At 63.0% G+C, this 23,305-nt stretch carries 20 protein-coding genes and 1 pseudogene; 16 read left to right on the top strand and 5 right to left on the bottom strand.

Annotated elements, in window-relative coordinates; all coding sequences use genetic code 11:
* Window positions 1-31 precede the first annotated feature (31 nt).
* Window positions 32-1,413 (bottom strand): annotated as a pseudogene (locus tag KI242_RS06910) (MFS transporter).
* A gap of 327 nt (window positions 1,414-1,740) precedes the next feature.
* Here KI242_RS06910 and KI242_RS06905 point away from each other — a divergent pair.
* Both KI242_RS06905 and KI242_RS06900 read left to right on the top strand, forming a co-directional pair.
* Window positions 1,741-2,109 (top strand): YkgJ family cysteine cluster protein, encoded by a 369-nt coding sequence (locus tag KI242_RS06905; RefSeq protein WP_015634416.1) that lies wholly within the window; start codon window positions 1,741-1,743, stop codon window positions 2,107-2,109.
* 142 nt (window positions 2,110-2,251) lie between these two features.
* The gene (locus KI242_RS06900; protein ID WP_053156675.1) at window positions 2,252-4,531 is read left to right on the top strand and encodes an EAL domain-containing protein; all 2,280 of its coding nucleotides are present in this window, start codon (window positions 2,252-2,254) and stop codon (window positions 4,529-4,531) included.
* Here the strand turns inward: KI242_RS06900 and KI242_RS06895 are convergent.
* A complete protein-coding gene (locus tag KI242_RS06895) occupies window positions 4,422-5,318 on the bottom strand; it encodes an NAD(P)-dependent oxidoreductase (RefSeq protein WP_011059645.1) in 897 nt (298 codons plus the stop codon). The genes KI242_RS06900 and KI242_RS06895 overlap by 110 nt on opposite strands.
* A 198-nt stretch (window positions 5,319-5,516) precedes the next feature.
* Between KI242_RS06895 and KI242_RS06890 the strand changes: the two genes are divergently transcribed.
* Window positions 5,517-7,697: a hypothetical protein gene (locus KI242_RS06890; protein WP_011059644.1), complete on the top strand. Its 2,181-nt coding sequence runs from the start codon at window positions 5,517-5,519 to the stop codon at window positions 7,695-7,697.
* Window positions 7,698-7,971: 274 nt separating this feature from the next.
* Here KI242_RS06890 and KI242_RS06885 read toward each other — a convergent pair whose 3' ends face one another.
* Complete coding sequence (locus tag KI242_RS06885) at window positions 7,972-8,277, bottom strand: DUF2288 domain-containing protein (RefSeq protein ID WP_041116319.1); 306 nt, start codon at window positions 8,275-8,277, stop codon at window positions 7,972-7,974.
* Between the two features lie 340 nt (window positions 8,278-8,617).
* Here KI242_RS06885 and KI242_RS06880 point away from each other — a divergent pair, with 340 nt between their 5' ends.
* The 9 genes from KI242_RS06880 (at window position 8,618) to KI242_RS06840 (ending at window position 16,268) form a co-directional block, all read left to right on the top strand.
* Window positions 8,618-9,745 carry a branched-chain amino acid ABC transporter substrate-binding protein gene (locus tag KI242_RS06880; RefSeq protein ID WP_011059642.1) on the top strand — a complete coding sequence of 376 codons (1,128 nt, stop codon included), beginning with the start codon at window positions 8,618-8,620 and terminating at the stop codon, window positions 9,743-9,745.
* Window positions 9,746-9,975: 230 nt separating this feature from the next.
* A complete protein-coding gene (gene livH / locus KI242_RS06875) occupies window positions 9,976-10,899 on the top strand; it encodes a high-affinity branched-chain amino acid ABC transporter permease LivH (protein WP_011059641.1) in 924 nt (307 codons plus the stop codon).
* Entirely contained in the window at window positions 10,896-12,152 is a 1,257-nt protein-coding gene (locus KI242_RS06870; protein WP_011059640.1) for a high-affinity branched-chain amino acid ABC transporter permease LivM, read from the top strand. Before livH ends, KI242_RS06870 begins: the two co-directional genes overlap by 4 nt.
* Window positions 12,149-12,916, top strand: a complete 768-nt coding sequence (gene livG, locus KI242_RS06865; protein WP_011059639.1) for a high-affinity branched-chain amino acid ABC transporter ATP-binding protein LivG — start codon at window positions 12,149-12,151, stop codon at window positions 12,914-12,916. Before KI242_RS06870 ends, livG begins: the two co-directional genes overlap by 4 nt.
* The gene (locus tag KI242_RS06860; RefSeq protein ID WP_015634412.1) at window positions 12,917-13,618 is read left to right on the top strand and encodes an ABC transporter ATP-binding protein; all 702 of its coding nucleotides are present in this window, start codon (window positions 12,917-12,919) and stop codon (window positions 13,616-13,618) included.
* 149 nt (window positions 13,619-13,767) lie between these two features.
* Window positions 13,768-14,073, top strand: a complete 306-nt coding sequence (locus KI242_RS06855) for a DUF2282 domain-containing protein (RefSeq protein WP_026020136.1) — start codon at window positions 13,768-13,770, stop codon at window positions 14,071-14,073.
* 25 nt (window positions 14,074-14,098) lie between these two features.
* Window positions 14,099-14,989, top strand: coding sequence for a DUF692 domain-containing protein (locus KI242_RS06850; RefSeq protein ID WP_053156672.1), 891 nt, complete (start codon window positions 14,099-14,101; stop codon window positions 14,987-14,989).
* Window positions 14,986-15,756, top strand: a complete 771-nt coding sequence (locus KI242_RS06845; RefSeq protein WP_053156669.1) for a DNA-binding domain-containing protein — start codon at window positions 14,986-14,988, stop codon at window positions 15,754-15,756. The genes KI242_RS06850 and KI242_RS06845 overlap by 4 nt, the downstream gene beginning before the upstream one ends.
* A 2-nt stretch (window positions 15,757-15,758) precedes the next feature.
* Entirely contained in the window at window positions 15,759-16,268 is a 510-nt protein-coding gene (locus tag KI242_RS06840; protein ID WP_011059634.1) for a DoxX family protein, read from the top strand.
* 70 nt (window positions 16,269-16,338) lie between these two features.
* Here KI242_RS06840 and KI242_RS06835 read toward each other — a convergent pair whose 3' ends face one another.
* Complete coding sequence (locus KI242_RS06835) at window positions 16,339-17,247, bottom strand: LysR family transcriptional regulator (protein WP_212806004.1); 909 nt, start codon at window positions 17,245-17,247, stop codon at window positions 16,339-16,341.
* A gap of 102 nt (window positions 17,248-17,349) precedes the next feature.
* Here KI242_RS06835 and KI242_RS06830 point away from each other — a divergent pair, with 102 nt between their 5' ends.
* The 3 genes from KI242_RS06830 to KI242_RS06820 all read left to right on the top strand — a co-directional run bounded on the left by KI242_RS06830 (window position 17,350) and on the right by KI242_RS06820 (window position 20,549).
* Window positions 17,350-17,949 (top strand): short chain dehydrogenase, encoded by a 600-nt coding sequence (locus tag KI242_RS06830; protein WP_053156663.1) that lies wholly within the window; start codon window positions 17,350-17,352, stop codon window positions 17,947-17,949.
* Between the two features lie 195 nt (window positions 17,950-18,144).
* Window positions 18,145-18,822, top strand: a complete 678-nt coding sequence (locus tag KI242_RS06825) for a membrane protein (protein WP_041120567.1) — start codon at window positions 18,145-18,147, stop codon at window positions 18,820-18,822.
* Window positions 18,823-18,935: 113 nt separating this feature from the next.
* Window positions 18,936-20,549 (top strand): NAD(P)/FAD-dependent oxidoreductase, encoded by a 1,614-nt coding sequence (locus KI242_RS06820; protein WP_053149409.1) that lies wholly within the window; start codon window positions 18,936-18,938, stop codon window positions 20,547-20,549.
* Window positions 20,550-20,681: 132 nt separating this feature from the next.
* Here the strand turns inward: KI242_RS06820 and KI242_RS06815 are convergent, their stop codons facing one another.
* Entirely contained in the window at window positions 20,682-21,776 is a 1,095-nt protein-coding gene (locus tag KI242_RS06815) for a PLP-dependent cysteine synthase family protein (protein WP_011059629.1), read from the bottom strand.
* Window positions 21,777-22,097: 321 nt separating this feature from the next.
* On the opposite strand from KI242_RS06815, the gene nhaA reads away from it, so the two are divergent.
* On the top strand, window positions 22,098-23,285 hold the full coding sequence (gene nhaA, locus KI242_RS06810; RefSeq protein ID WP_011059628.1) for a Na+/H+ antiporter NhaA: 1,188 nt from the start codon (window positions 22,098-22,100) through the stop codon (window positions 23,283-23,285).
* Window positions 23,286-23,305 lie beyond the last annotated feature (20 nt).

Below are 23,305 nucleotides of genomic sequence, written 5' to 3'. Positions count from 1 at the left end.
TGCCTGTCGCCTGCCAATGCAGCAACGCGCCCTAGCGGCTCACTGCACCATCGTTGATCGCCGGCAGGCTCACCTCTGCTGGGGCATCAGCGGCATCCCCACAGGCCAGCCCCTCTTTCATCCGCTGGGCGTCACGGACAAAACAGCGCGCTGCCTGGAACAGAAACAGCAGGGTCAGGAACAGGGCCACGGGAATCAGGTACATCGCGTCGTGCAGACCGATGGCCTTGAACTCCTCGGTCATCAGCTCTGCGCCTGCGGCATACATTGCCGAATGGGCGAAGTGGTCGGAGAGCGCCCCCACCACCACCGGCCCCAGGCCGCCCCCAATAGGTACAGGCCGGCGAAGAACAGGGCCATGGCGGTGGCGCGCAAGCGCGGTTCGACCACATCCTGCAGGGCGGTATAGACGCAGGTATAGAAGTTGTAGGCAAACAGCCAGCCGACACTGAATACCGCGACGAACACCCCGACCTCCACCCGCCCGGCATGCAGTGCCCACCCGGTGGCGAGGGTCGAGATGATCAGGCTGCAGGCCGCGAACAACAAACGACCATTGGCTACCCGCTGATGAATCTTGTCGGCGATCCAGCCGCCCAGGGTCAGGCCCACCAGGCCGGTCACCCCGACGATCAGCCCGGTGGCCATGGCGGCTTCCTGCAAGGGCATGAGGAAGTAGCGCTGCAGCATCGGCACCAGGAACGAGTTGCAGGCATAGGTGGCGAAGTTGAACGTCAGCCCGGCCAGAGTCAGCCAGAGAAAGGTCGGTATCGCCAGCACCCGGCGAATGGGCCGGTCAATCCGCACCTGGGCCACTTTCACCGTTTCCGCCGCGCCGCGCTTGGGTTCCTTGATGAAGAACATGAACACCGCCAGCACCAGCCCTGGTACCGCCGCAATGAAGAACGGCGCCCGCCAGCTGTCGAAGGCCTTGACCATGGCACCGATGGTGAAGAACGCCAGCACCAGCCCCAGAGGCAGGCCGAGCATGAAGATACCCATGGCCCGGGCCCGGCGGTGAGCGGGGAACAGGTCGCCGATCAGCGAGTTGGCGGCCGGGGCGTAGCTGGCCTCGCCAATCCCCACGCCCATGCGCACCAGCAAAAAGCTCCAGAAGCTGCCGACCATGCCGTTGACCGCGGTGAGCCCGCTCCACACCGCCAGCCCCCAGCCCATCAGCTTGCTGCGCGAGCCGGTGTCGGCCAGGCGCCCCAGGGGCAAGCCGGCAATGGCATAGACGATGGTGAAGGCGGTGCCGATGATCCCCAGCTGGAAGTCGCTCAGGTGCCATTCCATGCGGATCGGCTCGATGATGATGGCGGGGATGGTGCGATCGAAGAAGTTGAACAGGTTTGCCAAAAACAACAGGAACAGAATGCGCCAGGCATTTGCCGCTTGAGTCGAATTATCCATGGATCGATCTCTTTTATTGTTATTGGGCCAGACGCGAGCGGGCCTGGAAGCTGCAATCTAGTCAGCCGCACCCACGCTGTCTGTAATCATTCGCCAGCCTGATACCAAGGCATCGCAGGCAGGCGCGGGGATGGCACTTGCGGCTCCCCGGAACAAGCCGCCCGAACTTCGCCACAGCCCCCGCTACCCGGGCCTTTCCCAGTCTTTTCAAGGGCTTGGCCAAGGCCGAAAAAATACCTTGCGCCCCCCTTCCCAAGGCCGATGCGAAGCCTAGAATAGCCGCCTTGCCAGCCCCCCTTATCAACCCCTCCCCCATCGAATACGCCAATGTCCGAAGCCAGTCCGTGTCTGAATTGCGGTGCCTGCTGTTCATACTTTCGTGTGTCTTTTTTCTGGGGCGAATGCGCCTCATCCGGCGGGACTGTCCCCGACGAGCTGGTGCAAAGTATCAGCCCCAGCCGGGTGGCAATGCTCGGAACCGACTGCAAATCCCCGCGCTGCATCGCCCTTGAAGGCGAGGTCGGCCAGGGTGTGAGCTGTTCGATCTATGACCAGCGCTCCAGCCCGTGCCGCGAGTTCGAGGCTTCCTGGACCGACGGCCAGCCCAACAGCGACTGCGACGCCGCCCGCGCCGCCTTCGGCCTGGCCCCCCTGGAACCGGCGGACACCGAGCCCTGGTACGAGGAAAGCGCTTAGCACCTTTGGCGATAGGGCCCATAAGCAAATCATTAGCAGCAGCGTGCCACCTCCCATTGCAGCCAGCGGGTGCCTTCTATACTCCAAGCACTCGTTGGCGCGCGGCTCCGCCGACCTCAGATGACTCAGAGATGGGCAGGCTATGGACTGGCTGGGCGTGCATTTCATTACCGAGCTTCCTCAGGCCGGGCAAGTGGTCCTGCATTGCACCCACAACCCGGTTCTGGTGCTTCTGGCCTACCTGGTAGCCTGTGCCGCCAGCTTCGCCACCCTGGACATGGCCGAACGTGTCAGTCATGCCGAACGACCGGCCAGCCAGCGCCTGTGGCGCTGGGTCGGAGCCTGCTGCCTGGCCGGGGGGATCTGGGCCATGCACTTCATCGCCATGCTGGCGTTCGAGGCGCCGCTGCAGATCCACTACGACCTGCCCCTGACCCTGCTGTCGCTCCTGATCGCGCTGGTCGCCGCCTGGCTGGCGATGAACACCCTGAGCCACGCGCACATGCCGCTGTGGCGCTATGGCGTTGCTTCGATCTGGATCGGCCTGGGCATCGCCGCCATGCACTACGTCGGCATGGCGGCCATGCGCAGCAGCGCCAGCCTGTACTACGACCCCTTACTGATGGCGCTGTCGGTGCTGGTGGCGATCGCCTGCAGCCTGGCGGCGCTGCTGCTGTCCCGTCACCTGCGCGAAGGCAGCGGCATGTTCCACCAGTTGCTCAAGTACGCCAGCAGCCTGGTGCTGGGCGCTGCCATCGTGCTCATGCACTTCACCGGCATCTGGGCCATGACCCTGGTGCTGCCCGCCGGCAGCCTGCCCGCCCCCGCCACATCCGACGGGCATCTGCAACTAGGCCTGACCCTGAGCGCGATCGTGCTCTTGATCATCGGCAGCGGCATCAGCGCGGCCCTGGCCGACAAGAAGCTGCAACACAAGGAGCGGGACCTGCGGCGGGTCAATGCCCTGCTTTCGCAACTGGACCAGGCCCGGGTTTCCCTGCAGCAGGTGGCCCACTACGACGCCCTGACCAACCTGATCAACCGCCGCGGCTTCAACCAGCTGTTCGCCGAAAAGCTCATCGAGAAAACCACCTTTGGCGGCATGCTGGCGGTGATGTTCCTCGACATCGACCACTTCAAGCGCATCAATGACAGCCTCGGCCACGATGCCGGGGACGAGTTGCTGAAAGTCATCGCCGGGCACATCAAGAGCTCCACCCGCAGCCATGAAGACGTGGTGGCACGCCTGGGCGGCGACGAGTTCTGCATCCTCATCAATCTGTACGACCGCGAAGAAGCCCGGCAGATGGCCCAGCGCATCATGCAGAAAATGAAGGAGCCGATCGAACTGGGAGGGCGGCGCATGGTGATGACCACCAGCATTGGCATCAGCGTCTTCCCCGATGACGGCAAGACCTGCGAGGAGTTGCTCAAGAACGCCGACCTGGCCCTGTATCAATCCAAGGATTGCGGACGCAACAGCCTGCATTTCTTCAACTCCCACCTCAAGACCCGGGCCACCCTGGAACTGCAACTGGAAGAGGAATTGCGCAACGCCCTGCGCGACGACCAGGGCCTGCTGCTGTATTACCAACCTATCTACGACCTCAAGAGCGGCAGGGTCACCAAGCTCGAAGCCCTGATCCGCTGGCAGCACCCGCAACATGGGCTGCTGACCCCGGATCGCTTCATCTCCATTGCCGAAGCCAACGGCATGATCGCCGAGCTGGACAACTGGGTGCTGCGCAAGGCCTGCTCGGACCTGGCCTACCTGTCGCGCCATGGCTGTGGCGAACTGAAGATCGCGGTCAACTGCTCGGCCCTGAACCTGACCCGCGAAGAGCTCGCCGGGGAGATCGAAAGCGCCCTGCGCCAGGCCCAGGTGGCGCCGCAGCGGCTGGAGCTGGAAGTCACGGAAAACGCCCTGATGGGCAATATTGCCAGCACCCTGGCGCTGCTCAAGCAGATCCGCGGGCTGGGGGTGTCGCTGTCGATCGACGACTTCGGCACCGGCTACTCATCCCTGGCCTATCTCAAGCGCTTGCCCCTGAACACCCTGAAGATCGATCGCTCGTTCATCCAGGACATCCCCAAGTCGACCCAGGACATGGAGATCGTCCAGGCGATCATCATCATGGCCCACACCCTGCACCTGCAGGTGGTCACCGAAGGGGTCGAAACCCCGGAACAGCAAGCGTTTCTCCAGCACCATGGCTGCGACTACCTGCAGGGCTACCTGCTCAGCCATCCGGTGCCGCTGCGGGAGTTGCGCGGGGTGCTGGAGGAGCTCGACCAGCGCCACGCCGCGCCGATCAATCCGCGGGCGCCGGGTCCCGATAAAGGCGAACCAGGGTCGCTGGATCTTTTTCCAGATAGCCCTGCCCACCATGCAGACGCATCAACTGCGCAGCTAATCCGCTGATCGGCGTCGCCGAGCCTTGTTCGCGGGAAAACTTCACCGCTCCATCCAGGTCCTTGAGCAGGGTGCGCACATGCCACTTCACCGGCTCGAACCGGCTTTCAGCCATTTGCGGGGCCAGGATCTGCAAAGGTTTCGAGTCGGCAAAGCCACCGGCCAGGGCCTCGGCGATCAGCCGCGCATCCACCCCCGAGCGCTCGGCCAGGGCCACCACCTCGGCGATCACCAGGGCGTTGCAGGCGACGATCATCTGGTTGCAGGCCTTGGTCACCTGCCCGGCGCCCACCGCCCCCATGTGCGTGACCCGCTGCCCCAGGGTCAGCAGCACTGGCCGCACCCGCTCGACGTCCGTCGCCTCACCGCCAACCATGATGGCCAGGCTGCCGGCCTCGGCGCCCGGGGTACCGCCGGACACCGGCGCATCGACCCAGGCCACGCCGCGGCTTGCGGCCAGTTCGGCGGCCATTTCCCGGGTAGCCGTGGGTTCCAGGCTGGACAGGTCCAGCAGCAGCTGACCGGCCCGGGCGCCCTGGGCGATACCCTGGGGGCCAAACACCACCTCGCGCACCACCTCGGTATTGGCCAGGCACATCAGCATCAGGTCGGCATCGGCGCACAGCTGCGCCGGCGTGGCAACTTGTCGCGCCCCGGCAGCCACCAGGGGCGCGCATTTTTCCGGGTTGCGGTTCCACACCGTCAGCGGATAGCCCGCCGCCAGCAGCCGGCGGCACATCGGCAAGCCCATCAGGCCGATTCCGGCAAAGCCGAGTGAAGGTAACGCTGACATCATATTGCCCTCATTTGATTAAAGATCACCGAATACTGGCCGATTCATCATGATTCAGGAAAGGATTCCCCCGAGCGTCGCTCAGAAAAAACCCTGACGCCTTGGGCAAAATTCGCGCTCCACGCAGCGACGAGGTCCCATTCCGTGATGGTTCGACGACACCTCGTCCACGAGCCAACCTGACCAGGCATATGGCGCACAATGACTTCTAAAAACAAACCTGCCAACGCAGTCTCCGAGATGACGCTGACCTCCCCCACAACTAGCCCCTCAGACCCGAAGCCATTGTCCAGTTCACGCCCCCTGTCGACTCAGCAGTACCTGTATTTCACCGAAACCAATACCGACCGCATCCTCGACAACCTCGACGGTCTGCGCGACACGGTGTTCCCGCGGCCACCGCACCTGGAAGGCGAGCCGGACAACCGCCGCGACCAGGAATTTCCGTCGGTCTGCCTGATCGGCCTGGGCCGCTGCGGCTCCAACATCGCCCTGGATGTGGCCGAACTGGTGTACAACGCCCGCAAGTTCTACCTCAACGAATTCAATAACGAAGACAAGGCCTACGAAGGCGGCTACAGCCCCGGCCAGTGGATCCGCCAGAACCTGCGCCTGGGCCAGAACAAGGCCAGCAAACCGGTATTCCTGGTGGAGCCTTTGGTGATGCTCGGCGACCTGGACAAGGACATCGCCGGGCGCATCCGTTTCTCGCGCAAGGGCGAGAAAAGCGGCTTCATCCGCGATTACAGCAAGATGAAGATCATGGACCTCTCGGAAGTCCACGCCGGTGGCGCCGGTAACGCGCCAATCCTCGGCCAGTACCTGGCCAAGATCATCCTCAACAAGGACACCCAGCGCTTCTCCAGCCCCGACTGGAAGATGATCCACTCGTACCTGATCGACTCCTGCGGGATCAAGGCCAACCAGTCGCGCCTGTACTTCTCGATCTTCAGTGCCGGCGGCGGCACCGGCTCGGGCATGGCCTCGGAATTCGGCCTGGCCCAGCAGTACTCGTACATGAACAAGACCTTCGACACCAAGCCGATGGACGAGCACGACAGCAAGAGCGGGCACTCCTTCGTCTTCGAGCCGATCTTCACCAGTGGCATCTGCGTGCTCCCGAACATTTCGGACCATCGCAGCGAAATGTCCGAGGCGCTGCACATCAACGCCGGCCGCTTGCTGTGCAAATACCTTTCGGAAGAGTGGGACTTCTCCTACAACTTCGACAATGAAGACAGCAGCGAAGCCAGCGTCATGGGACGGATCCGCCCCTGGAACGCGATGATGCTGATCTCCAACGACATCATGCGCTACGCCGAAGAAAGCGATGACGGCAACATCCAGAACATCGACGTCAACGCCATGGAGAAGCACGCCAACCAGTACATCTCCCAGCAGATCTTCAACATCCTCACCGCTCAGGCAGTGACCACCGACTACGACCAGAACTACTTCCGTCGTGCCGGCATCGACATCGGCGAGACCATCCGCCTGGACGCCAACGACCTGTTCATGAGCCTGGCGGGCCCGGTGGCGATCGCCTACGCCGAGTCCGTGGTGCCGGAGCAGCCGGTGCCCACCGGCGACAAGTTCAAGGTGTTCGAAAAAGAGCCGCAGCGCCTGAACATCGACGACCTGTTCTTCCGCTCCATCGACCTGCCGCACTTCAACAAGGTGACCCAGGCCATCGAGGGCATCAGCCTGCTGCCGATCGAGTCCAAGCGCTACCGCGCGGCCCTGGAGCAATACAAGGCTTCGGGTTATGACGCCGCGGCGCTGCATGACCTGCACTTCTTCAAGAACTGCTCGTCGGTGGTGTCGATCGTGTCCCTGCCCAAGGACTACAAGCTGTCCTACATGGACCTGAACCGGCTCAAGACCCACCTCAACAGCCTGTTCCCCAACACCACCCTCAAGCGCTACGCGCTGGTGATCGGCGCTTCGGCCAACCTGTCGCTGACCACCCTGATCGCCAAGAGCCCGTGCCTGTCGGACGACTTCCTGACCCTGATCGTGGCCTTTATCAAGCGTTGCTTTGCACGCAATCCATACCGTTTCGACGACACCCTGGACAACTCGGTGCTGGATTTCATCGTCAGTGACCAGTTCGATGAAGACCGCATCGACGATCTGCTCAACGAATTCGAGAACCCGGCGAAGATCCTCGACACCAACTGGTATGCGATCAAGCCGATGTACGAGAAGAAGTACCGCGAGCTGATCAACGACAAGGACAAGTTCGTCTCGATCAACGACATCCGCCTGTCCCGGGATTGCGTGAAGAAGGCCATCAAGTACCTGCGGGAAATCTACCGCCACCGTATCGGCAAGACCCGCGTCATCTCGCTCAACAGTCACACGGGCAAGACCGCGTATTAAGAAGGGCTTCGCCGGCCAGCCGGCTCCTGCACGGCAGGGAAAAACCTCCTGTCCTGTGGGAGCCGGCTCGCTGGCGAATGGTCAATTTGCTCACATCGCGAAACAATTAAGCAGCTCGTCGGCTGGGCTTGAAACTGTTCCCCTTCCGTGAACGTCACCCTGAGGGAAAAGCCCGTGGGGCCTTTCTCTACGGCAAGGTGCCATCACTGGATTCACGGTTACTCGGCTACACACTTTTGTCCGACAAAAACCCGCCCCTTATCGGTGCACGCTCTTAGCGCGATGCCCTTTCCTGGATCAGGATCCAGGGTGAAACCACCACCGCCCACAGCGTCGGATCACGTTCCAGTAGATCGGATGCCCGCGTCGCAGACAGTTTCTCGACCTTTCCTTCGGCCAGCCAGGCCGCCACTTTTTCTGCCTGGTTCTCGGCCACGGCCTGGGCCGCCTCGATCAGATCCAGGTCAGCCTCGACCCACAATAGGGCACCCTTGGCGAAGAACGGCTCCAGTTCCTTCCAGCTGATAGATGCGGTCTCACCAAGCAGCTTGGCATAGAGGGTGCTAGGTTCTTGAGTCATGGGACTGTCCAGAAATGAAATCGGCGCAATCATAACGTCGGGGCTCTGGCAGAAAAACCCAGAAGCAAGCGCGACACCGATCGAGAAGCTCAGAAGCGCCAGGGACTGACGCCGAACCGGGCGCAAGCCACGCCGCAAATCTGTCTTTTTCTTTCAATTAAGCGACACCCCGCGTTTTTGCCCCCAGCAGCCAGCTTTTCAAGCGAACAACCGGCGCTCTACACTGTACCGGTACAGTTGCCAGGGGCATTTTCCGACGGGTATTCACGAAATATCTGATTCGGTTCTGCGACCAAGGCCGCCGGAACTATAAAAATTACAACAGTAAGAGTGGAGCACTATGAATAAGGCTACTAAGCAGATTTCCAAACTGTTTGCCGCTATGGTCCTGGCCGGGGTTGCCAGCCATTCGTTCGCAGCTGACACCATCAAGATCGGTATCGCCGGCCCCAAGACCGGCCCTGTAGCCCAATACGGCGACATGCAGTTCAGTGGCGCGAAAATGGCCATCGAACAGATCAACGCCAAAGGCGGCGTCAACGGCAAGAAGCTCGAAGCCGTTGAATACGACGATGCCTGTGATCCCAAGCAAGCCGTGGCAGTCGCCAACAAAGTGGTCAACGATGGCGTCAAGTACGTGGTCGGCCACCTGTGCTCCAGCTCCACTCAACCTGCTTCCGACATCTACGAAGACGAAGGCGTGATCATGATCACCCCGGCTGCCACCAGCCCGGACATCACCGCCCGTGGTTACAAGATGGTGTTCCGCACCATTGGCCTGGACAGCGCCCAGGGCCCTGCCGCCGGTAACTACATCGCCGACCACGTGAAACCCAAAGTGGTTGCCGTGCTCCACGACAAGCAGCAGTACGGTGAAGGCATCGCCACCGCCGTGAAGCAGACCCTGGAGAAGAAAGGCACCAAGGTCGCCGTATTCGAAGGCATCAACGCCGGCGACAAGGACTTCTCTTCGCTGATCGCCAAGCTCAAGCAGGCCAACGTCGACTTCGTCTACTACGGCGGCTACCACCCTGAGCTGGGCCTGATCCTGCGCCAATCCCAGGAAAAAGGCCTGAAGGCCAAGTTCATGGGCCCGGAAGGCGTGGGTAACGACTCCATTTCGCAGATCGCCAAGGATGCTTCCGAAGGCCTGCTGGTCACCCTGCCTAAATCCTTCGACCAGGACCCGGCCAACGTGGCCCTGGCTGACGCGTTCAAGGCCAAGAAAGAAGACCCGAGCGGTCCTTTCGTATTCCCTTCCTACTCCGCAGTTGAAGTCATCGCCGGCGCCATCACCAACGCCAAGAGCGAAGACGCGGCCAAGGTGGCTGAAGCCATCCACGCCGGCACCTTCAAAACCCCTACCGGCGACCTGAGCTTCGACGCCAAGGGCGACTTGAAAGACTTCAAGTTCGTGGTCTACGAGTGGCACTTCGGCAAACCTAAAACCGAAGTTTCCCCTCAGTAAGGCGCGGCCTGACTGACTGCCAATAAAGCCCACGGCGTGCCGTGGGCTTTGTTTTACGAATGTATGGGCCTGTGTTCCGTGATCCGGAATCCCGCCCACCTGAAAATCTCAAAACCGTCATCAGCGGTTCGCTGGCAAAACCCAGCCCGAAGTGGGTGCAGATCCACGGGGCCTGGGCGGGAAAATGACTCCACCAGTGAAATGCGTATCAGGTTTTTAGGAGCGTTGTAATGCCTGACATCTATCACTTTTTCCAACAGCTGGTTAACGGTCTCACCGTTGGCAGCACGTATGCCCTGATCGCCATCGGCTATACGATGGTTTACGGCATCATTGGAATGATCAACTTCGCCCACGGCGAGGTGTACATGATCGGTTCCTACGTGGCGTTCATCGCCATCGCCGGGCTGGCCATGATGGGACTCGACAGCGTCCCGCTCTTGATGACCGCAGCCTTCATCGCGAGCATCGTCGTCACCAGTGCCTACGGCTACAGCATCGAACGGATCGCCTACCGCCCCTTGCGGGGTAGTAACCGCCTGATCCCGCTGATCTCCGCCATCGGCATGTCGATCTTCCTGCAGAACACCGTTCTGCTGGCGCAGGACTCCAAGGACAAATCCATTCCCAACCTGATCCCGGGCAACTTCTCCATCGGGCCGGGCGGCGCACATGAAGTGCTGATTTCCTACATGCAGATCGTGGTATTCGTGGTGACCCTCATCGCCATGCTCGGCCTGACGCTGTTCATCTCCCGTTCTCGCCTGGGTCGCGCCTGCCGCGCCTGTGCCGAGGACATCAAGATGGCCAACCTCCTGGGGATCAATACCAACAACATCATCGCCCTGACCTTCGTGATCGGCGCCGCGCTGGCGGCCATCGCCGCCGTGCTGCTGAGCATGCAATACGGTGTGATCAACCCCAACGCCGGTTTCCTGGTGGGCCTCAAGGCCTTCACCGCAGCGGTCTTGGGCGGCATCGGCAGCATTCCGGGCGCGATGCTCGGCGGGCTGGTGCTGGGGGTGGCCGAAGCCTTTGGTGCCGACGTGTTCGGCGACCAGTACAAGGACGTCGTGGCGTTCGGCCTGTTGGTTCTGGTGCTGTTGTTCCGTCCGACCGGCATTCTGGGCCGTCCGGAGGTTGAGAAAGTATGACTAGGAATCTTAAATCGGCGCTGTTCAGCGCCTTGTTGGTCTGGGCTGTCGCCTACCCGGTGCTGGGCCTGAAACTGACCATCGTCGGCATCAACCTGGAAGTCCACAACACCAGCCCGACCATTCTTGCCACCATCGCGGTGTGCTCGGTGCTGATGTTCCTGCGGGTGCTGTTCCATAGCCAGATCAGCGCCGCCTGGAAGTCCTCTCCCAGCATGCCGTTGATCCCGGCCAAGGCCAGCAACTTCCTGACCCTGCCCAGCACCCAGCGCTGGATCATCCTGGCGTTGATCCTTGGCGCCCTGGTCTGGCCGTTCTTCGGCTCCCGCGGGGCGGTGGACATTGCCACGCTGATCCTGATCTACGTGATGCTGGGCCTGGGCCTGAACATCGTGGTCGGCCTGGCCGGCCTGCTGGACCTGGGTTACGTGGGTTTCTACGCCGTCGGCGCCTACAGCTATGCGCTGCTGTCGCACTACTTCGGCCTGAGCTTCTGGATCTGCCTGCCGATCGCCGGCCTGATGGCGGCCACTTTCGGCTTCCTGCTGGGCTTCCCGGTGCTGCGCCTGCGGGGTGACTACCTGGCAATCGTGACCCTGGGCTTTGGCGAGATCATCCGTCTGCTGCTGCGCAACATGACCGATCTCACCGGCGGCCCCAACGGCATCAGCAACATCGAGAAGCCGACCTTCTTCGGCCTGACCTTCGAGCGCAAGGCAGCAGAAGGCATGCAGACCTTCCACGAGTTCTTCGGCCTGCAGTACAACTCGATCAACAAGGTGATCTTCCTCTACCTGGTGGCCCTGCTGCTGGCACTGGCGGCGCTGTTCGTCATCAATCGCCTGCTGCGCATGCCCATCGGCCGTGCCTGGGAAGCCTTGCGTGAAGACGAGATCGCCTGCCGTGCCCTGGGCCTGAACCCCACCGTGATCAAGCTCTCGGCCTTTACCCTGGGCGCCGCGTTCGCCGGTTTCGCCGGCAGCTTCTTCGCCGCGCGCCAAGGCCTGGTGACCCCGGAATCCTTCACCTTCATCGAGTCGGCGATCATCCTCGCCATCGTCGTACTGGGTGGCATGGGCTCGCAGCTGGGTGTGATCCTGGCGGCGATCGTGATGATCCTCTTGCCTGAAATGATGCGTGAATTCAGCGAATACCGGATGTTGATGTTCGGCGCCATGATGGTGCTGATGATGATCTGGCGTCCTCAAGGTCTGCTGCCCATGCAACGTCCTCACATGGAGCTGCGCAAATGAGCCGTGAGATCCTCAAAGTAACCGGCCTGTCGATGCGCTTCGGCGGCCTGCTGGCGGTCAACGGCGTGGCCCTGACCGTCAAGGAAAAACAAGTGGTGGCATTGATCGGCCCGAACGGTGCCGGCAAGACCACGGTGTTCAACTGCCTGACCGGTTTCTACCAGCCCAGCGCCGGCAGCATCCTCCTGGACGGCGAGCCGATCGAAGGCCTGCCGGGGCACAAGATCGCCCGCAAGGGCGTGGTGCGTACCTTCCAGAACGTGCGGCTGTTCAAGGACATGACCGCGGTCGAGAACCTGTTGATCGCCCAGCACCGGCACCTGAACACCAACTTCCTCTCCGGGCTGTTCAAGACCCCGGCGTTTCGCAAGAGCGAGCGCGAGGCCATGGAGTACGCCGGCTACTGGCTGGACAAGGTCAACCTGCGGGAGTTTGCCAACCGCCCCGCCGGCACCCTGGCCTATGGTCAGCAACGGCGCCTGGAAATCGCCCGCTGCATGATGACCCGCCCGCGGATCCTCATGCTCGACGAGCCAGCCGCCGGCCTCAACCCCAAGGAAACCGAGGACCTCAAAGCGCTGATCAGCGTGCTGCGCGAAGAGCACAACGTCACCGTGCTGCTGATCGAACACGACATGAAACTGGTCATGAGCATTTCCGACCATATCGTGGTGATCAACCAGGGCACGCCCCTGGCCGACGGCACGCCGGAACAGATCCGCGACAATCCCGAAGTGATCAAAGCCTACCTGGGGGAAGCGTAAATGCTGCAGTTCGAAAACGTTTCCACCTTCTACGGCAAGATCCAGGCGTTGCACAGCGTCAACGTCGAGATCCGCCAGGGCGAGATCGTCACCCTGATCGGCGCCAACGGTGCCGGCAAGTCCACCCTGCTGATGACCCTCTGCGGCTCGCCCCAGGCCCACAGCGGCAGCATCCGTTACCTGGGTGAAGAACTGGTGGGGCAAAGCTCGGCGCAGATCATGCGCAAGAGCATTGCCGTGGTGCCGGAAGGCCGCCGGGTATTCGCCCGCCTGACCGTGGAAGAGAACCTCGCCATGGGCGGCTTCTTCACCGACAAGGGCGACTACCAGGAGCAGATGGACAAAGTCCTGGAGCTGTTCCCGCGGCTCAAGGAGCGCTTCACCCAGCGCGGCGGCACCATGTCCGGCGGTGAACAGCAGATGCTCGCCATCGGCCGTGCGCTGATGAGCAAGCCCAAGCTGCTGCTCCTGGACGAACCGTCCCTGGGCCTGGCGCCGATCATCATCCAGCAGATCTTCGACATCATCGAACAGCTGCGCCGCGACGGCGTGACGGTGTTCCTGGTAGAGCAGAACGCCAACCAGGCGCTGAAGATCGCCGACCGTGCCTATGTGCTGGAGAACGGCCGGGTGGTGATGCAAGGCACCGGTGAATCGCTGCTGACCGATCCGAAGGTGCGTGAAGCCTACCTGGGCGGCTAAGCACCTGCGTCACTGAAAACGGCCCTTCGGGGCCGTTTTTTTTATTCCGGGATAAAAAACTGCCCCGGGCTGTAACGAATCCCCATGAGCCTTCTCTAGAGGGGTAAGCAAGCACAGATGCTTCCTTACCCCAACCGCACTGGAGAAACATCATGAGCAACACTCGTACCCTGTCCGCCACTGCCCTGGTCCTGGCCCTGGGCTCTGCCCTCAGCGTCGCCGCCCTGCCCACCACCGCCCATGCCGCGGACGACATGGAAAAGTGCTTCGGCGTGGCCATGAAGGGCAAGAACGATTGCGCCGCGGGCGCCGGCACCACCTGCGCCGGGACCTCCAAGGTCAACGACCAGGCCAACGCCTGGAAGCTGGTACCCAAGGGCAGCTGCGAGAAAACCGCCAGCAGTACCTCGCCTACCGGTTTCGGCCAGCTCGAAGCCTTCAAAGCCAAGTCCTGATCCTGCGCCTGCCTGAGTGTCGACGATGAACACCGCCCCGCTGCACCACCCTGGCCACGACATTCAGGCGCGCGCCTCCAGCCTGCCGCCCCGCGCCGGGCTGGGGCTCAAGACCGAGCATTTCAAACACGTGCTGGAAGAGCAGCCCGACATCGGTTTCTTCGAGGTGCATGCGGAGAACTACATGGTGGCGGGCGGCCCTTTCCACCATTACCTGGGCCTGATCCGCGAACGCTACCCGCTGTCGCTGCACGGTGTCGGCCTGTCCATCGGTGGCGAAGGCCCCCTGGACCAGGCCCACCTGGAGCGGCTGGCCGGCTTGATCGAACGCTATCAGCCCCAGTCCTTTTCCGAACACCTGGCCTGGTCCAGCCACGGCCCGGTGTTCCTCAACGACCTGCTGCCCCTGGCCTACGACGGGCCCACCTTGCGCCGGGTCTGCGAGCACATCGACCAGGTGCAGAACCATCTGGGACGAACCATGCTGCTGGAAAATCCGGCCACCTACCTGCAATTCCAACGCTCGACCCTGGACGAGACCGACTTCATCCGCGAAGTGGTCCAGCGCAGCGGCTGCGGCCTGCTGCTGGACGTCAACAACCTCTATGTGTCGTGCATCAATCACCAGCGCGATCCCCTGGCCTACCTGCAAGCACTGCCGCTGCAGGCGGTGGGCGAGATTCATCTGGCCGGGTTCGCCGAAGACCGGGACAGCCTCGGTGACCGTCTGTTGATCGACGATCACGGTGCCCCGGTCGACGCTGCGGTCTGGGCCCTGTACCAGGAGGTGCTGGGGCTCATCGGCCCGATGGCCACCCTGATCGAGCGCGACAACCACCTGCCGGCCTTTGCCACCCTGATGGCCGAGGCCAGCCAGGCAGAAGCGCTGTTGCTCGGCGCCCAGGTGCAGCCATGAGCAGCCAGGGGGAATTCGCCAGGGCCCTGCTGAGCGCCGAACCGGGCTGCCCACAGGGGCTGTCCAGCAGCAACGGCGCCGATCCGGCCAGCCGCTTCGCGGTCTATCGCAACAATGTGCAGGCCTCGTTGAGCAACGCCCTGGCCGAGTCATACCCGGTCGTCATGCAATTGGTTGGTCGCGAGTTTTTCAACGCCATGGCCGCGCTCTACATCCGGGACTTCGCCCCCGCCAGCCCTCTGCTCAACGACTATGGCCGGGACCTGGGCGACTTTATCCAGGGCTTCGGGCCGGCCGCCGGCCTGCCCTACCTGGCCGACATGGCCCGCCTTGAGCGGCTGCGGGTCGAGGCCTACCACGCCGCCGACGCCCGCCCCATGGAGCCGTCACGGCTACTGGCGGCGATGAACCAGCCCGACCGCCTCGGCCAGGCGCAACTGCTCCTGCATCCGTCACTGCGCACCCTGCACTCCGGCTACGCCGTAGTGAGCCTGTGGGCGGCGCACCAGAGCGATCAGCCCTGGCCGGCTTTCGACCTGCAGCAGGGGCAGAACGCCCTGGTGCTGCGCAACGCCCTGGAGGTCGAGGTGATCGCCGTGGATACCGGCGCCATGACCTTCATTGAAGCCCTACGCAACCACTGGCCGCTGGAAATCGCCGCGGCCCATGCCCTGGACGCCCAGGCCGACTTCGACCTGGGCCAGTGCCTGGGCCTGCTGCTCGGCCACGGCGCTCTTATCGACCTGCAACCCCAGAAGAAGGCCTGACCATGAACACCCAGACAGAAACGCCCATTGCCGGACTGGTGAATCGGATCATTCAAGGGTTTGAGCGCATTCCCTACAGCCTGATCGCCTTTATCGCGCGTTTTTCCATTGCCGCGGTGTTCTGGAAATCCGGACAGACCAAGGTCGAGGGGCTGGCCATCGACCTGGTCGATGGCACCTTCCAGCTGGGCTGGCCGCGCCTGGCGGACTCGACCATTCCCCTGTTCAAGAGCGAGTACCACGTGCCCCTGTTGACGCCGGAAGTGGCGGCGCACCTGGCGGCCTTTGCCGAGCATTTTTTCCCGATGCTGATCCTGCTGGGCCTGGCCACGCGCTTTTCCGCCCTGGCGTTGCTGGGGATGACCCTGACCATCCAGCTCTTCGTCTACCCGGACGCCTACCCGACCCACGGCACCTGGGCGGCGATCTTCCTGCTGTTGATGGCCCGCGGCCCGGGCGTGTTGTCCCTCGACCACCTGCTGGCCCGGCATTTTCGCCACCGTCCTCTGTAGCCGCTGCCGCAGGCTGCGAACAGGGCCGCAGGCCCATCAAGTTCACAAACGACGGTAAAGCCGGAGGAAGCTACAAACGATCCAGCGCCTCACCGCTGCGACGAAACCAGTCCATCAGGTAATCGGCCAGCACCTGGGTACGCTTGGGCAGGCCGCCCTGATAGGAGTGCACCAGGTACATCGGCATGCTGCGGGTCTGGTAGTCCCGCAACAGCCAGCACAGGCGGCCGTCCGCCAGTTCGCTGTGCAGCACATAGGACGGTAGCCGGGCGATCCCCGCGCCCACCAGGGCAGCCTTCTTCAGGAGGTTGTAGTGGTTGCTGGCGAAGGGGCCGCTGACCCGCACCCGCAACAGTTCATGGCGCTGGTGGTACAACCACTCTTCCCGACCGCTGTAATGGCTATTGAGCAGGCAGCGATGCCCGGCCAGCTCCTGAGGCGTGCGCGGCTCGCCGTATTGCTCCAGGTAGGCCGGGCTGGCGCAGGTCATTTCATGCCAGGCCAACAGCGGCCGGGCCACCAGGCGCTGGTCGTTGGCCACCTCCGAGCGCACGGCCAGATCGAAACCCTCCCGGGTCAGGTCGCGGTAGCTGTTGTTCAGGTCCAGCTCGATCTGCACCTGGGGATAGTGCCGGGAGAACTCCAGCAGCAGGCCATCGAAAAAAGTCTCTCCCAGGGACACCGGAACCGTCAGGCGCACCGGGCCGGCCATATCGTCCTTGAGCCGGGCCAGGGCCTGATGGGCCCGCTCCACTTGGACTACCAGCGCCTGGGCCTGAGGCAGAAGCGCCGCCCCGGCGGCGGTCAGGTCCAGACGTCGGGTGGTGCGTTGCAGCAGTACCACGGCGTAGCGGGCTTCCAGGGCGCTGATGCGTTTGGAGAGCTGGCCCTTGCTGCACCCCAACTGCTGAGCCGCCTGGGTAAAGCTGCCGGCTTCCACCAGCACCGCAAATGCCGCCAGGTCATCCATCTCGCTCACGGATTGTTTCCATTTGAAAACCAAAGGTTGCCTATTAGTGCGTTAATCCATGGAAAAAACCACTCTAGACTGCAACCTCACCCCCTTTTCGAGGAACAGCCCATGAAGATTCTCTTGATCGGTGCCAATGGCACCATTGGTTCGGCGGTCGCGCGGGAGCTGGAACAACGTCACGAAGTGGTGCGCATCGGCCGTACCAGCGGTGATTTCCAGGTGGATATCAGCGACAGCCAGTCGATCCGCGCGCTGTTCGAAAAGACCGGGCGCTTCGATGCGCTGGTATGCGCCGCCGGTAACGTGACCTTCGCGCCGCTGGGGGAAATGACTGCCGAGCACTTCAGCCTGGGCCTCGAGGACAAGCTGATGGGCCAGGTCAACCTGCTGCTGATCGGCCGCGAGTACGCCAACGACGGCGCCTCCTTCACCTTCACCACCGGCGTACTGAGCCATGACCCGATCCGCAGCGGCGCCTCGGCCGCCCTGGTCAACGGCGCCATCGACAGCTTCGTGCGGGCCGCTGCCATCGAGCTGCCCCGGGGCCTGCGGGTCAACTCCATCAGCCCCAACGTGCTGCTCGAAGCCATGGACAGCTACGCGCCCTACTTCCGCGGTTTCAAGCCGGTGCCGGCGGCCGACGTGGCCCTGGCCTACGCCAAGAGCGTGGAAGGCCTGCAGACCGGCCAGACCTATCGCGTCGGCTAAGCCCGTTTGTGCAAAAGCCGGCTTGTGCAGGAGCTGGCTCGCCAGCGCAGGCGTCCTCCCGAACCACACAAGGCTCCTGGGCCTCTTCGCCGGCAAGCCGGCGACTACAGTGGATGGCGCTGCTGCGTTCAATCCGGGGTTGTGGTGGCCGGGCGGGCTGCGTAACGTGTCGGACTTCCGCCTGGAGGCCCAATGATGCGCACCGCCCGTTCCCTGCTTTGTTTCGCCCTGTTGCCGCTGTTTGCCGGCTGCCAGATGCTGCCGATGTTCAACCAACAGCCCCAGGCGCCGTCCATGGCCGGGTTGACCCGGATGCAGGGTGAACTCAGTGCCGCCGATGGCAAGCTGCTGTTCAAACCCTGCACCGAAGACCGCCGTTATGTGGTCAACGATGGCGGCAACACCAGTGTGCTGCAGGAAGCGGCAACCCTGGCCGAGAAGCAGGGCAAGCTGTTTGCCGACCTGCGGGGCAAGTTCTCCGCCAGTGCCAGCAGCGACGGCCAGCTGGACCTGCGCCAGCTGTACCGCGTCGAGCGCTCCGCCAGCGCGTGCAGCGATCCGAACTTCCAGCGCCTGATCCTGCGGGCCGGTAGCAAGAACCCGGCGTGGAACGTCGATGTCAGCGCCAAGGGCATGATGATCGAACGCGCCGGCCAGCCGACCCTGGCCCTGCCTTATCTGGAAGAACAGCTGGGGGATGGCCGTTTCAACCTCACCAGTGAAGCCAATCACCAGCGCGTGGAGCTGTGGGTGGCCCCGCAACGCTGCGTCGACCCCGTCACCGGCAGCGTTCAGCACCTGAGCGCAGAGCTGCGGGTGGACGGCCAGGTGCAGCGCGGCTGCGGCTATTTCGGCGGCTCGCGCAACGACTGATTCGACGAGCAGCGGTTTTAGCCTCACGGCCAAGGTGGTTTGCGGCTTATAATCGCCGGTTTGTGCAAAGCAAGCCGGCGCACTGTTGCGCACCGCCTACCCCGGATCCTGTCATGTTACGAATCACCGAACTCAAGTTGCCGATCGACCATCCCGATGAAGACCTGCGCGCCGCCATCGTGCAGCGCCTGGGGATCGCCAGCGATGAGCTGCTCGATTTCACCTTGTTCAAGCGCAGCTACGATGCGCGCAAGAAGTCTTCCGAGCTGTGCTTCATCTACACCATCGACCTCAGCGTGCGCGACGAAGCGCCGCTGCTGCTCAAGTTCGCCGACGACCGTAACGTCAACCCGGCGCCGGATGTCAGCTACAAGGTGGTGGGCCAGGCTCCGGCCGACCTCAGCCAGCGGCCGATCGTGGTGGGCTTCGGCCCCTGCGGGATCTTCGCCGGCCTCTTGCTGGCGCAGATGGGCTTCAAGCCGATCGTCCTCGAGCGTGGCAAGGAAGTGCGCCAGCGCACCAAGGACACCTGGGGCCTGTGGCGCAAGAGCGTGCTCAACCCCGAGTCCAACGTGCAATTTGGCGAAGGCGGCGCCGGGACCTTCTCCGACGGCAAGCTCTACAGCCAGATCAAGGACCCGCAACACCACGGCCGCAAGGTGCTCCACGAGTTCGTCAAGGCCGGTGCGCCGGACGAGATCCTCTACGTCAGCAAGCCGCACATCGGCACCTTCCGCCTCACCGGCGTGGTGGAAAACATGCGCCAGCAGATCATCGCCCTGGGCGGTGAAGTGCGCTTCGAGCAGCGGGTTACCGACGTGCTGATCGAAGACGGTCAACTGCAAGGTGTGGAACTGGCCAGCGGCGAACAACTGCATTCGCGGCACGTGATCCTGGCCCTGGGCCACAGCGCCCGCGACACCTTCCGCATGCTCCATAGCCGCGGCGTGTACATGGAAGCCAAGCCGTTCTCGGTGGGCTTTCGTATCGAGCACCCGCAATCGCTGATCGACAGCGCGCGCCTGGGCAAGTACGCCGGCCACCCGAAACTCGGCGCCGCCGACTACAAGCTGGTGCACCACGCCAAGAACGGCCGTTCGGTCTACAGCTTCTGCATGTGCCCGGGCGGTACCGTGGTGGCGGCGACCTCCGAGCCGAACCGGGTGGTGACCAATGGCATGAGCCAGTACTCGCGCAACGAGCGCAACGCCAACTCCGGCATCGTCGTGGGCATCACCCCGGAAGTGGATTACCCGGGCGGCCCGCTGGCAGGCATCGAGTTGCAGGAGCGCCTGGAGTCCCACGCCTTTGTCCTGGGTGGCAGTAACTACCAGGCCCCGGCGCAGCTGGTGGGCGACTTTATCGCCGGCAAGCCCACCACCGCCCTGGGCAGCGTCGAGCCGTCCTACAAGCCCGGCGTGACCCTGGGTGACCTGGCCCTGGCCTTGCCGGACTTTGCCATCGAGGCCATTCGTGAAGCCCTGCCGGCCTTCGAACGGCAGATCAAGGGCTATTCGCTGTATGACGCGGTGCTGACCGGTATCGAGACCCGCACCTCATCGCCGCTGCGCATTACCCGCGACGCCTCGATGCAGAGCTTGAATGTGAAGGGGCTGTACCCGGCCGGTGAAGGCGCCGGTTATGCCGGTGGGATTCTCTCCGCCGGGGTCGACGGAATTCGCATTGCCGAAGCCGTGGCCCGCGACATTCTCGGCATCCAGGCCTGAGGGACGGGCCCTTTCGCCGGCAAGCCGGCTCCTACCGCCTACCGTAGGAGCTGGCTTGCCAGCGAAGGCGTCGTCCAGAACAACGCAAGGCTCAAGGGCCTCTTCGCCGGCAAGCCGGCGCCTACGACAAGTTCAGATACCGGCGCGCAATACGCTGGCAGGTAGCGCCTCACCACGCTCGACACTGGCGGCTACCGCCTCGATCAACACCGTCAGTTCATAACCCTGCTCTGCCAGCCACTGCTCATCGTAGTAGGTGGTTGCATAGCGCTCGCCCCCATCACACAGAATCGCCACGATCGACCCCGACTCGCCGGCCGCAACCATCTGCTGCGCGGCCATCAGCGCGCCGATCAGGTTGGTGCCGCTGGAGCCGCCAACCCGACGACCCAGGCGCTGGGCCAGATAATGCATGGCCGCCAGGGACAGGGCATCCGGCACCTTGACCATGGCATCGATCACCTTGGGCAGGAACGAAGCCTCGACCCGCGGCCGGCCGATGCCCTCGATCCGCGAACCGCAGTCCAGGCGCAGGCTGGCGTCGCCACTCTGGTAATAGTCGAAGAACACCGAGCGCTCGGCGTCGGCACACAGCACCCGAGTGCAGTGCTGGCGATAGCGCACGTAGCGCCCCAGGGTCGCGGTGGTACCGCCCGTGCCCGGGCTGGAAATCAGCCAGCTGGGCTCCGGGTACCGCTCGAAACGCAACTGCTGGAATATCGACTCGGCGATGTTGTTGTTGGCCCGCCAGTCGGTGGCGCGCTCGGCATAGGTGAACTGGTCCATGAAATGGCCGCCGCTCTCCCGGGCCAGGCGCTCGGACTCGGCGTAGATCTGCGTCGGGTCCTGCACCAGGTGGCTCTTGCCGCCATAGAAGGCGATCTGGGCAATTTTCTCCTGGGAAGTGGTCGCCGGCATCACGGCAATGAACGGCAGCCCCAGCAGCCGGGCGAAATAGGCTTCGGAGATCGCCGTGGAGCCACTGGAGGCCTCGATCACCGGCGCGCCGGGCTTGAGCCAGCCATTGCACAGGGCATAGAGGAACAGCGAGCGGGCCAGGCGATGCTTGAGGCTGCCGGTGGGATGGCTGGATTCATCCTTGAAATACAGCTCGATGCCCGGCAGGCCCGGCAACGGCAGCGGGATCAGGTGAGTGTCGGCGCTGCGCTGGAAGTCGGCTTCGATGATACGGATGGCCTCACGGGCCCACTGGCGATTGTCGCTCATGCTCTATTCTCGTTGGATCGCACGCCGTACCGGCGCAAGAAGATGAAATGCACCCAGCATAGGTGATCCAGGCTCGCGACGGGCAGGCGCCTTTTCCTGGAAAAAATGCCCCCTCAGCCGCTGCGGACGGACATGTTAGGAAATATCCTGCCCCCCTTACAGGTACAGCTATGAAGCAATTGGAAACACAACTGCAAGGGGGATTTTTCAGCAGCCCGCTTGCCTTCTGCATATAACAAAAAAGAATATAACTTTTGTTTTAACAACTAACTGTACGGGTTAGGGTGTGCCACCTTTTTAGTTTTTAGATGGAGAGCGACCTTGCCTCTGCGTAGCACTTTCACTCGTTTCTTTGCCATGGAAGCTGCCAGCGGTCTGTTATTGATCGCCGCAGCCATCCTGGCCCTGATTATCAACAACTCCCCCCTGTCCTGGCTGTACAACGGCCTGCTGGAAACCCCGGTGGTGGCCCAGGTTGGCGCCCTGAAGATCGCCAAGCCGCTGCTGCTGTGGATCAACGATGGCCTGATGGCACTGTTCTTCCTGCTGATAGGCCTGGAGGTCAAGCGCGAAGTGCTGGAGGGGCAGTTGGCCAAGCCGTCGCAGATCGTCCTGCCCGGCGCAGCGGCCATCGGCGGCATGCTGGTGCCGGCGCTGATCTACTGGTTCCTCAACCGTGACAACCCGCCCGCCCTCAATGGCTGGGCGATTCCCACCGCCACCGACATCGCCTTCGCCCTCGGGGTGCTGGCCTTGCTGGGCAAGCGGGTGCCGACCTCGCTGAAACTGTTCCTGATGACCCTGGCGATCATCGATGACCTGGGAGCGATCGTGATCATCGCGATCTTCTACTCCGGCACGCTGTCGACCCTGTCGCTGATGCTGGCTGGCGCCTGCATCGCCGCCCTGGTGGCGATGAACCGGATGGGCGTGGTCAAGCTCGGACCCTACATGATCATCGGCCTGATCCTCTGGGTCTGCGTGCTCAAGAGCGGGGTCCACGCGACCCTGGCCGGCGTGACCCTGGCCTTCTGCATACCCTTGCGCACCCGCAACGCCGAACCCTCGCCGCTCAAGGCGCTGGAACACGCCCTGCATCCCTGGGTATCGTTCGGCATCCTGCCGCTGTTCGCCTTCGCCAATGCCGGGCTGTCGCTGAGCGGCGTGACCCTCGAAAGCTTCACCCACCATGTTCCCATGGGGATCGCGGTCGGCCTGCTGCTGGGCAAGACCATCGGCGTCTTCGGCCTGACCTGGATGGCAGTGAAAACCGGTATCGCTGCCTTGCCGTCCGGGGCCAACTGGGGCCAGGTGCTCGGCGTGGCAATTCTGTGTGGTATCGGCTTCACCATGAGCCTGTTCGTCGGCTCCCTGGCCTTCGAGCCCGGCAGCAGCGAATACGCCGGTATGGACCGCATGGGCATCCTGACCGGTTCACTGTTTGCGGCCCTGATCGGTTACGCCGTCACCGCCGCTGCCAGCCGCAGAAACAACACCCTGGCGTCCTGATCCGCAGCGCTTGGCCAGGC

Origin of the sequence: Pseudomonas sp. Eqa60 (assembly GCF_018326405.1) — a bacterium.
Classification (GTDB): domain Bacteria; phylum Pseudomonadota; class Gammaproteobacteria; order Pseudomonadales; family Pseudomonadaceae; genus Aquipseudomonas; species Aquipseudomonas protegens.
Note: the sequence above shows the minus strand (reverse complement) of the source record. Positions and strands in the feature narration are given on the sequence as shown.